This window comes from Sporocytophaga sp. (genome assembly GCF_017745095.1).
Taxonomy (GTDB): domain Bacteria; phylum Bacteroidota; class Bacteroidia; order Cytophagales; family Cytophagaceae; genus Sporocytophaga.
On sequence record NZ_JAGHZZ010000013.1, the window covers coordinates 124,264 to 136,045 of the forward strand.

An 11,782-nucleotide genomic window follows, 5' to 3' on the forward strand; every position below is an offset into this window, starting at 1 on the left:
TAAATCATAACTGATCAATATAATAATTGATCTACCTTACAAAAAAGATCTGAATATGAGTATTCAGATCTTTTTTGTTATTGAATTATAAAAATTTTAACTTCTTCAGCCGCCATAGTGACTAGAACATGAATCAATGCCATTCATATCTGCAAGCTCTGAAATTCCAATCATTTTTTTTTATTCATTTATCAGAATATTATGTTCTTTAGCATTTCTGTTAATTAATTCCATTTTATCTAGTTCCTTTAATTTCTTGATCATATAGTCCATTATCAGCTTACTATCTTTTATTTATTCAGACTTGGTTATACTCCTTTTAATCATTTGACTAAAAATCTGATATTCTCCGTCCTGAGAAAAAAATTTGATTTGGGTGATTATATTAATTTCATAAATTTCATATTCTTCAATCTTAAAAAGAGGGATTACGATGAATACGCTTCAAGGCTAAAGTTCATTTTGCCGTTTACCTTCACTTTCCTTAGCTGCTTTACGCAAATCTCTTCTCATTTTTTTAACCAATAAAGGTTCTGTATTTCTCGACAAAGAACGACTAGCTGATTTAAGATTGGCAAATTCCATTTCCATCTTTTTATCACCCTTAAAACTATTATGCATTATATATTGACAACGTCCCATTGTGCTAATGTCCAGACCAAGTTGATCGTGCTTAGTACCACTTTTGGCCAGACATAAAAATGGTACAATATTTTTTTGGTCCCGATCAACTGTCTGATCTTGAAATAGAGCAACCAATTCCTTGACCTGAGCTTCCGTACTAGAGGTAATATCAACAACAATCATCCTAAGTTCATCATACTTCTTCATCGTTTGATGATATAGGTTTTCACCAGAGTCAAATTGATCTTCTGACGTCATACAAGGATTAACATCAACAAAAGCAACCTCTACATTGGCCTCGAGTTTTGCCCTTACTCCTTTATCCATCGCCTCGAACCCGATAGATTTAAAGGCCTCCAATATGGATCTGGCCACAAATCTTGCAGGATCCCCTTCATGATTGTTCAGTTCAAGTTCTGCAAGTATCTCCTTCAAATCCGAAACCGCCAAATCCAATGCATTAGGTGGATCCAAAGTCTCCCCTTTTTCGTTTGCCTCCCTACATATCATATACCTATCCATCACATCTTTAATATCACTCAACACTTTCTCCAATTTAATTCCTTCGTCATTGTATAAATTTCTTAAAAATTCATCTCGTTCCTTCATTTCCTTTTCTACCTCTAATACTTCCAGATCGTACTTTTTCCGCACCTTGTCACATTCAGCTTCAACCAGGTCAGCCTGAATATTACGTCTCCGCATCATTTCACCTTGTAAATCAAGCTCTGATTCGGCTTCTTTCCGCCTTTGCTTTTCTTCATTAAGTGCATTGATAAATTTCTGAAATTCTCCCTGAAGCTCTTGAACTTCTTCCTCTTCACTATTTTTCAACCTCCTTATTTGGTCATGCAAAGGTTCTAATTGGGTACGAATTTCCTCCTCTTTTACCTGATCAAAGTTTTTCATGGCTTTATCTCTAAAAGCGGGAGAAACTAATGGATACCTAACACCTAAGCGTTCTATGTAATCCAATTTGAATGTACGTTTCCATGAACCATCAATCTCAAAATAGCTAAATGGAGCAGTATCGTAAACGATTGATTTATCGTCGTGGGTTGTAGAATAAGCTGCAACAGGAAGAAACAATGCACTCATTCCCGAAGGCACCCTACTAGGGTCTCGATCTTCTTCATCGCTGGACTCGTCCATACCTACAACATTCTTACTATCATCATAAGTAGAACGTACACTTTTATCCATAAGGCTTTGAAGTTTCTCTCCCGGGTCTTTGGTTTTCCAATCAACCTCTTCATGCTCTACCTCATTCCCCGAAATTTTAAGATACGACTCATAGAAGGCCTGTAAACGTTTATACAGCTCAATCGATTCCGGATTTACCTCTTGATGATCAAATTGATGCTTCGGCAATTGATGTATTTTAGACACAACATCCTCACCCTTTTTGTTTCCAAATATTTCGTTGAGCTCGCTTTTATTAATTGAACTTTTGCCATCTTCAGAAAGCAATTTTTCTGTTATCAATTTATGTCCTGCACCTAACACAGACCCTTGGTTAAATTTATTCATGACCACTTCTGCCGGATCGGTGTCAGTTGAGTTTCCAGGGATACTTTTATATCCTGTATACGAACTCATATCTGCATCCGCATTTTTAATTCCCTGGATTACCGCATTGCACCAGTGATCCGAAGGTGTGACACCCAATGAAAGACGAACCCCACTATGGACATCTGTAATTGTTGGAGTCATGAAACCAAAGCTCTGTCTTCGCTCAAACAATGGACGAGCACTTGCTCTAACCAAGGAAGCATTAATATGCCCTGCAATCAGATGCGTCATGAATTCAGGAATATTATCCTTGGATTGAGCTACAGTTTCCATTAACTTGTCTTCAAATAAAACTACAACGCAAGGATACTCTGCGTCTAATTGGGCCTGTGGCACTTTCAAATTTGTACAGGAACCAAAATTTTCAACTATATACTTCACATACTTGAGCTTATGCTTAAGTATGTCATCCCTCAAACCTTCGAATTCCGAAGAGCTGGTCTTCTTTCTACCTCTCCTTAATTCTTTTTGAACCATAACATTATCCGACATCATCTTCGCTCCCCCGACATTGTATACCTTAGCATTTTCCTCTAAAAAATGTTGAGTCCTTTCGGTAAACGAATTGACTTCCCCTTTACCAATGTTCATTTTGTGCACCTCCTGACTTCGCATATAATAGCCTTCACTTTTATCACTTCTGGATGCAACATTAACTGTTCCTACATCATCCAGCAGATTTCTGGATACTTTGGACTTAGAGTCTACCAACTTCAATTCTTTGAACTGCTCCTTTATTGCCGATTTCCAGTTTGGATAACTATTTAGGCTCGTGGAAATCTTACCATGTAAAACATGTAACTCATCCCAATTTATGGCATCAGGAACTTCAATCTTCCTTAAAAGATTTTCCAGATCAGATTTCACATCCATAATTTTGGGCAATGGGAACATCTTAGAGCAGTGTAAAACTACCTGACCACATAACTTCTCTATCAATATGCGATAATCAGCTATTCGAAAAACAGAAGGAATTGCCACTCTCTCAGTGTCTTCTTTAGGCAAACCTTTCATGTACTTTTTCAGGTTTAGTAATTTGTTCTTACCTCCTGAAATTGTATATCCATTTAACCATTTCTTATAGTTATTATATTTTTCATCGGATAAGTGCGCCTCTTTTTCTTTTTCCTTTAGCTTTGCAAAATAGTCATCATAATACGAAAGATTGTCAGTTATTTTCTCTTGAAATATCTTCAGTTCCGTTCCTGTACACAATACGGAACTTTCAATTTCCTTTATTTGTTCTTTAGTTGATTCATAATCTTCCTGAATTTCACGAGCTGTAGTTTTGAGTTTTTCTAATTCTAATCTTTCGGATCCTGTTAATTCTCTTCTTTGAACGATACCGCTCGTCGTATTGCTTTGATTCAGGTCTTTTCGCTGTATGAAATTCTCGCCAGAACTCTTTCCATCAGACGCGTATGTGAGCGCTTTATTCCCCATTTGATCGGCCTCATTCTCCAGTCCTTTATCATCATTAATCTCAATAACGTCTGATTTCAATTGAGTTGTTGAATGCACACGCCCTTGCTTCTGTTGCACTACATGCCATGCTTCATGAGGCAAATGTTTTTCCTGCCCTGGACCTAAATGAATATCTGTTCCTTGTGCATAAGCATGTGCATTTAACTGGGAGGGTTTATCAGAGTTATGATGCACTTTTACATCGTCCATTGAATACCCAGAAAGATTCTCTATTCCCGATTTTAGATTGTCGGGCATATTTGTTTTATTTTCCTTCGACGATTGTCCTTCTTTCTTTTGAACATTATCATCCTTCTTCAACTGCACGCTTCCATGAAAATTATACATTGATTGCATCACAGAATTACCATATCCATTATTCTGCATATGCTCCAGACCAGATAAGGCCGCTTTTCCATAAATTGAGGAATTATGAGAAACCTGGGAAGTGCGATTATTTTTGCTTGATACAGTGGAGTGTGTATTTTCCGTTGCCATATAGTTGAGAGAAGTTATTTATTGTCGCCAAGGAATCTTGAAAACTAATAACTCTCAATATAAGGATTTACTCAGATATACAAATATTTAACACCAGAACAAATTATTTAAAAATTGCTATTCCTTGATCAGAATGTTTATATAAATTAATCAAATCTTCAAACTGCTTATAAAAAATAAGATAAAGATGATTTATACTTGAGTTGAGGATTTGTAAAAGATAATATCTCGTGTTTTATGTCCTGTCATCGTGTAAGGCAAGGAGTAGGAGATTATTTAGCGTTAAGCAACTAACTTACTTGCCAAATTGTATACCTTCTATCATAAGTTTTACCGCAATTTGGACAGGTCAGATTTGGAAATTTACGGACTCTTTTTCTCGCCTCTTGTTCATTGAGATTATCTAATCCAAGATAAATATCACTTACCCCCGGAGTTGCGGATATCTTCGTTCTATTCCCACAATTATCACAGATTATGTGAAGAAGTTTTGACTTAATCTGACAGTTTGGGATTAAATTAATAGTGCGAAAATTAATCTTAACCTCCAAACAAGTCAGATTAAGTCAAAACTTCTTCATTTAATTAATCTAACTTCCATCCTTTATCATCCTCTACTATAATCTCTACTGATCACCTTCAGGCCTGTGTCCAAGGTATATGAACAGGAGTACAAAAATCTTTTACATCTTAATTTCTTGCTAAACCATATAGCATAAGCTTACAAGCAGCTAATAATATCAATAAAAATACAATAAGTATGACAAGGTAAAATAATAGCTTAACTAAAAAGCTTCTATTTTTAATTGTACTAATATAAAACTTGGTTTTATTTATTGAAATAGAAATCAAAAGTACAATAGGCAATACAAAGAACAAGCTTATTAATAACACAGATGTCATTAAAGCCCCAATATCCCCCGAAAGAAAAATCATTTATTCCTATGTTTACTATCTCCAATTGTTAAAAATATCTCTCACTATATTATCAGCAGCTATATAACTGATTGCTATCATCGTATCTTTTCTGATTTATTTTAGTATTCTACCCTTCTCTTCGTCTTATGATTCGAAGAAAAAAAACATAGATTTTTAATCTACCGGATTCAGTACTTTCCATCCATCTTCTGTCTTATAAGTATTCAATCTTTGCATCGATTTTCCACCATCAGGGTAATAACAGATTTCAGTAACAATTATATGATTATCACTTATCTTTTCCCTTTTCGGAAATGCTCTTATAATTCCTTTGAATTTTGGCATTCCACTATCTTGAAGAGATTTAATAAATGAAAGTTTAAGCACTTCAGCTGTTTTTTCTACAACCTCTTTTCCCAGGTCTCCTTTACCCATTTTAGAAAGCATCAATTCTGCTTCTGCATAAAAGTCTTTACAGTTAATTGCCTTTTCCAGATTATCTTCATCATATGCTTCTTCAATTAGCATTATCGCACCTTCAGGAGTGACATCAGAGGGCAAGAAATAGTCTTCTCCATCATCTACGATCATCCCTCCTAATCCTTTATCAAAATTTTTCAATTCTGTTCCTGACAAATTATCTCTAATAGCTCTTATTGTATAACCTCCAATTAATCGACCATTTTCAATTATCATCCAGTCTGAAACCAATGCTCTATCAATTTCAATTTTCTGATCTATTTTTACATTCTTAACATCAATTGGTTTATTCCCAACAATCCCAAACAAATTACCTTCTTCATCAAAACTAGGCTGCGTCAGCCAAATATGTTCAATCTTTTCGCCATCCACTATTTTCACTTTAATTGAAAAATATTGTTGTCTGGGTTGTGGATTCGTTAAACTCTTCTCAAAATAATGAAGAGTCAATTTAGCCTTTTCCATTGCCCAATTCATTTTATCATCTTCGGTTTGAACTCTAATAACATCTGGCTGATTGGGCCTTTGACGTATATTTTGGCTATGTGTTTTTTTCCCAAACAGTTTAGAAAATAGTCCCATTGTGATTTCTATTTAAAAGATTTTTAAATGTATTTAATCTCGATCAACCTCTCCCAAATATAACCAGCTTTTTTTATTAATCAGCTTTTCAATATGTGTACTTGACTTTTTCCAGTCTGCATCAAAAATTTGCTCTCATCTGCCTACTTAAGTTAGCTTAGGAAAATAACCTTCATGTTTTTAAGAAACAATAAAATATGTTTGAATAAACCTTTGGACATTAAATCTCCCATAAGAAAGATTACCAGCAAAATTATTTCAATCAACTAATCAAATATTTTCAACCATGTTAAAAGAAAAATTAAAACTCCTTATTGTTGGAACCAATGAATCCGAGTCAAAAAAGATTGTCCAGGAATGCAGACTATCTGGAATAAATGAAATTATTCTGGCAACAGGAGCTCAGGAAGCCCTTAATTACTTTAAAACTTATAATGTTAACATTTGCATTATCGACTGCAGAGTTGATCATAAAAAGAAGATAGACCTTGCCTGTGAGTTAAAGAACAAATTTATCAGTCCAATAATTTTGATTGTACCTGCTCTACCTGCAGAAATACTTTTATCAGCACAAATGGTTAATCCTTTCTATATGCTGATCAGCCCCTTAAAACAATTTGAACTTTGCCGTTGTCTTGAATTGGCAATTAGATTTTATTCCATTAGTAAAGAACTTCGTAACGAGCAACATGAAAATTTGAATTTAATAACAAAGGAAAAATTTCTGTTTGTTAAAGTCAAAGACCGATATCAGAAGATAAAATTGCAAGACATTATTCTGGCAAAAGCATCAGGTAATTATACTATTATTATACTTAAGAAATCTGAGATTCTAATTTCATCCTCATTAAATATAGTTGAAAAATCTTTGCCCGGATCTTCATTTATGAGAGTTCACCGTTCATTTGTAATCAATATTGAGTATCTGGAATCTTTTTTTGGGAATACCTTAAAAGTTGATGTCCTACAAGTCCCGATAGGTAAAAATTATCGCAAAATATTTCTAGACAATTTTATAATCATCTGATCAACCTTTACATCTATTATTTAGATGTTCAATAAAAAAAACAATCCGTTCACACTTATTTTTTTCTATCTAATTACAGATGACCTTAATTGCATCATCTGATCAGAAAACAATTTTTGTTAAACCTTAAATCTTCTAATTATGCAAAACAATAATGTAACAGGAAGCTTTGATGTAGCATTTTTTACAGAAAAGGACTTCAGAATTTTTGGTAAAGAATTTGCCAAATGTTATGCGAACATGAATGTTAATGGCTATCTTGAAAAGCCACTTCCGAAGGGCAATCTGACATACGAAGTCAAATTTAATGTAAATGCTGGTTGTGATACAATTCTCAAAAAATTTCAATTGGGCTATGATAAGACTTTTGAAAATAAAAAAAAGCATCATCTCAATCTTGCAATTGACGACTATGTATATAATAAATCTCAGGAATTGATCATATATGATGACAAATTCACTGCAGAGTTAATTTCCTGCGGAAGGAGATCTTATTCTCTTGACAAACTAGAACAAATACGCCAGGCTCATCAGTTTTTTCCGGAAAAAGATGAGACAACAGAAGATTCAAATAACTATATCGACAAAGATGGCCTTGTTCAGTTTATTGTAGCTGGAGAACTTGCTTCTAATCCGGAAGTAATGGCTAAAATTACAAGTTTGAAAAAGGATCTGATTGCTATGGTATCTATAGCTACCAATTATGTTAATAAAATAGCTACAGACAATAATAACCCTGCAATAAAAAAAGACCCTGTAACATGGTATGATGTTCTTGGCCATCTGCCTCTTATCGGTCCTTCAAAACTGGAAGCCAAGACTTATGCAAGAAGCATGAAAGGGATAACTATTGCAAAAGAATTCCTTGATTTTATTATGAATGTTGTTACGGCAGATGCATCTGGTGCACTTAACAGCTTTAAAGATTTTCTTTCTAAACAAGGTGAAGCTATAAATATAGGAATTGAAAACAACTCAGATACTTATAACACTGTAACTATCAGTATAGTAGTTGAAGTTATGGAGGTTAAAGATCAGATTATATATCTTCCTAAAATAAAAATGTATTCAATACTTTTCACAAGAGACAATAGTGCGGTTACAACATCTTGCGGCTCCTATGAAAGTGTAAATATTAACTTCAACTACCAGGAGGTTTCATCACTATTTGATTACGAGGGTTTAGAAAATCCAGAAATTAAAAAAATATTCGAAGACTTTATTAATGGAAAAAGAAAGGCCCAGATCGAGGATGCCGACACTTTCTTCAATGATGATTTTGAAACTCAAGAACAAACACCAGTTTCTAAAAGAAATCTGAAGAGAGAAAGAGTATAAGCAATAAGGGACTTCCTGAAATATGCTGCTTCTGAAAATGGAGCAGCATAACTTTATTTATTCAGAGAGAATACGGACTGAGCAGAAGTGCTACTTATCCCAGGAAAATATTTTCTTCCAATCATCCTTCATACTTACAACGAACCATCCATTATTAGAAGCTGCATTTAATGCCTTGTCTAATTTACCAACAGGAGACTTACGGTCATAAGCCCACTCTCTTTCTGCATCATCATGGTGAACAATAACCCCCAATGTTGGCCCCTTTCCTTTTGTAGTCCATTCAAGCATTTGAAAGTCTCCATCGGAATTCCCAAAAGCCGCAATTGGTCTCTTTCCTATATGTGAGTTAATTCCTTCAGGCTTTCCAGCCTTGTCATCAATAAAATCTATTTTGCGTTGACGAAAAAGTTCTGGCATTCCATCCTTTACTTCGTACTTAGTCTTGATGCTGCTTCCTATTACCTGCTCTGGTGAAACCCCATACACCTTTTGACTCCATGGACGCATAAACTCTATTCCTCCACCCGATACAATAAAAGTTTTAAATCCATTTGTTCTCAAATAAGTCAGCAATTCGAGCATGGGTTGGTAAACACATTCGGTATATGGCTTATCAAAGCGGGGATGTTTTGCTGTAGTAGTCCATGCTAGAACTTCTTGCTCAAATTCCTCAGTGGTCATGCCTGCATGAGTATCCATAACTATTTCCATAACCGCTAATTCTCCCCCTTTATCCAATAGTTCCATATTACCTTGCATAAGAGATTTAAATGGTTCCCTATTTTTCCATTCAGGATGGTCAAGTGATACCTTATTTATAGCAAACGCGACCTGAGAATACGTTGGTTGCTCTACCCACAGTGTACCATCATTATCAAATACAGCTATCCGATCTTCTTCCTTTACAAAAGACGGCCCTTCTTTGGTTACTAATTTAACAAAGGATATAATTGAATCTTTTATTTTACCATCATTCCACGAAGGAAGTGGATCTGATTCGTTAAAGGCTTCCTGCTTAATAGCAGGAGGTGTTGAGTCTTGTGTTACTCTCTCTTCTTTTACATCTTTATTACATCCGAACAGTAATGAACAACTGAATATAACTTGCAAAATAAAAATCCGATTGATTGGTGAAGATATTCTACACATAAAGAATATAATTATTATATTGATTACTTACTCTCGCACAACGAAACCTACATGGGAGGCTCCGGAAATAAATTCTGTTCAATTGAGCTCTAAAGCAGTTCTGGTTTACTTTATTTATCAAAGAAATCTCCCACTAAAAGACATATCAAATAGATACTCACTCAACCTTTCTAAAATTTATATCATAATACATTGAAATAATAAATCCCTTATTATATTCATAAACATATTTTCCAGTATCCTTTTCTTTGTGTTGATGCTTTGATAGTTGAAAGAAATAACCTCCTTCAAATTTGAGATTCTTCACAACTTTGTAGCCCAAACCTATAAATAATCGATTTTGATCAAAACAGTTTTTCCCTGTATTACCACCAAATCGAATAAAAATTTCATCATAAGCTGTCAGGTATGGCTCCCTTGCATCTACTGTATTTCCCTTAAAGGAAAAGTCGACTTTTAATTGGTATCTGATCCTGTTTTTATAATCCCATCCGGTAATTTTATGACCAGTACTATCCGTAAGCTTTGCAACAAATCGCTGCTCTAATCTTAAACGATTGTCAAATTCAAATTTCCAATATGGAATTTTAAATTTGAGATCTTCAAAGATTCTGTTTTCCGGATAGGGCTCTTTAGCGGTTGGATAATCACCATATGGATATGTCTCTACAAAAACATACCCTAGCACGACAGAGAGGCGTTCTGTAATACTATAATTAACCCCTACCCTAACCAAGGATTGTTGCCAGGTAGTGATAAAATGTGTCCTCCTCCATTGATATTCTGTATGCAATCCAAACTTCTTGCTCAATTTGTGATCACCGAAATAAGAATACCATCCAACATTATTAAAATCTTTAATTCTCTCCTGGGCCTTTGCTTTATACAAACAGAAGCTTAATATTAAGAATAAAATTTTGGTTTTCATTGAGACTTACCTATAGTCATTCCATTGCAACACGATTGCCACAACATTGTTTATAGAGAATCTCAATGGATGGGGAGAAATTTCTTTCCCTTATATAATTCAGTTAATAGTTGAGTTTTTTCACTACAACTTTTGGACATTCCTGAGATGAAATATGAGTATGTGGTGCGTAGATCTTTATTTACAATATTCCTTAATTCCCACATCAGCGTCAGGCTCGCCATACTTTTTAGCATTATAAAAGTCTATACAAAAATTCTGCATTCCAAGTTTTTGCTTCACTTGAGCCAGAACTATATAACCATAGCCGTATTTAGGATTTAATTCAACAGCTTTAGAAGCGTCTTCTAATGATTTATTATACTGACCAAGTTCTAAATATAAAAATGACCGATATCCAAACGCTCTGAAAAAATCAGGCTTAATTGAAAGCGATCTGTTAAAATCTGCTTCTGCTTCTTTATATTTTTTTAATTTCCTATAACAAAGACCTCTATCAATATAAGGTACATGATTTTGTGGATTTAGTTCAATCAATTTAGTTGAATACTCAATTGACTTAACAAACTCTTTTTGATCAAAATACAATAGGCTTAGATTATCATAAAGCAAATCTTTAATAGGATTGGGCAATTCCAGTGCTTTTAAATAATCCTTTTCAGCATTAGGATAATCTTTTGATTTATAATAGCAATAACCACGATTTAGATAATACTCTGATGTAGGGACTGTCTTTTCTATTAATTGTGAATATGCCTTGACGCCTTGTTTATAAAGTTTGCTGACAGCACATAATTCAGCTACAAATTTCAATTGTTGAGTGAGTGAGCCATTACAAACCGAGTCTGGGATATCAAATACATTTCTGTACCCTAAATCGTATGCAGTTGTTTTATCTTTACATGCAGAGTTAACATCAAAAAGATATAAGTTAATTTTTGAACGAGCGGAATATGCTTGCGAATATTTTTTATCTAAAAGAATCGCTTTATTTATTTGCTCCAAACTTTCGATGATTTTTTCATTGCCAAGTAAAATAATTGCGAAATTATTATGAAGTTCAGGAGTTTCATGTCCCTTTTTAAGAGCATATCTATAATCTTTTTCCGCTTCTGCGGTATTGGACAATTGCTGATTCACAATTCCACTCCAATAATAATACTCCCCCTTTGGCTGCAACTGAATAGCTTTCCCTAATG

At 34.3% G+C, this 11,782-nt stretch carries 7 protein-coding genes; 2 read left to right on the forward strand and 5 right to left on the reverse strand.

Features of this window, described 5'->3' with window-relative positions; genetic code table 11:
- Nucleotides 1-450: 450 nt before the first annotated feature.
- Together J7604_RS18670 and J7604_RS18675 are read right to left on the reverse strand one after the other, a co-directional pair.
- Nucleotides 451-4,158, reverse strand: coding sequence for a DUF4157 domain-containing protein (locus tag J7604_RS18670; protein ID WP_293898972.1), 3,708 nt, complete (start codon nt 4,156-4,158; stop codon nt 451-453).
- A 1,092-nt stretch (nt 4,159-5,250) separates the two neighbouring features.
- Nucleotides 5,251-6,138 carry a DUF2314 domain-containing protein gene (locus J7604_RS18675; RefSeq protein ID WP_293898974.1) on the reverse strand — a complete coding sequence of 296 codons (888 nt, stop codon included), beginning with the start codon at nt 6,136-6,138 and terminating at the stop codon, nt 5,251-5,253.
- 286 nt (nt 6,139-6,424) lie between these two features.
- On the opposite strand from J7604_RS18675, the gene J7604_RS18680 reads away from it, so the two are divergent.
- Both J7604_RS18680 and J7604_RS18685 read left to right on the forward strand, forming a co-directional pair.
- Complete coding sequence (locus tag J7604_RS18680; RefSeq protein ID WP_293898977.1) at nt 6,425-7,165, forward strand: LytTR family DNA-binding domain-containing protein; 741 nt, start codon at nt 6,425-6,427, stop codon at nt 7,163-7,165.
- Between the two features lie 141 nt (nt 7,166-7,306).
- Nucleotides 7,307-8,503, forward strand: a complete 1,197-nt coding sequence (locus J7604_RS18685; protein ID WP_293898980.1) for a hypothetical protein — start codon at nt 7,307-7,309, stop codon at nt 8,501-8,503.
- A 90-nt stretch (nt 8,504-8,593) separates the two neighbouring features.
- Here J7604_RS18685 and J7604_RS18690 read toward each other — a convergent pair whose 3' ends face one another.
- The 3 genes from J7604_RS18690 to J7604_RS18700 all read right to left on the reverse strand — a co-directional run.
- Nucleotides 8,594-9,616: an HAD family hydrolase gene (locus J7604_RS18690; protein WP_293898983.1), complete on the reverse strand. Its 1,023-nt coding sequence runs from the start codon at nt 9,614-9,616 to the stop codon at nt 8,594-8,596.
- Between the two features lie 196 nt (nt 9,617-9,812).
- The gene (locus J7604_RS18695) at nt 9,813-10,583 is read right to left on the reverse strand and encodes a DUF2490 domain-containing protein (RefSeq protein WP_293898986.1); all 771 of its coding nucleotides are present in this window, start codon (nt 10,581-10,583) and stop codon (nt 9,813-9,815) included.
- Nucleotides 10,584-10,760: 177 nt separating this feature from the next.
- Nucleotides 10,761-11,782, reverse strand: a 1,022-nt coding sequence (locus J7604_RS18700; RefSeq protein ID WP_293898989.1) for a tetratricopeptide repeat protein, incomplete at its 5' end; no start/stop codon positions are given.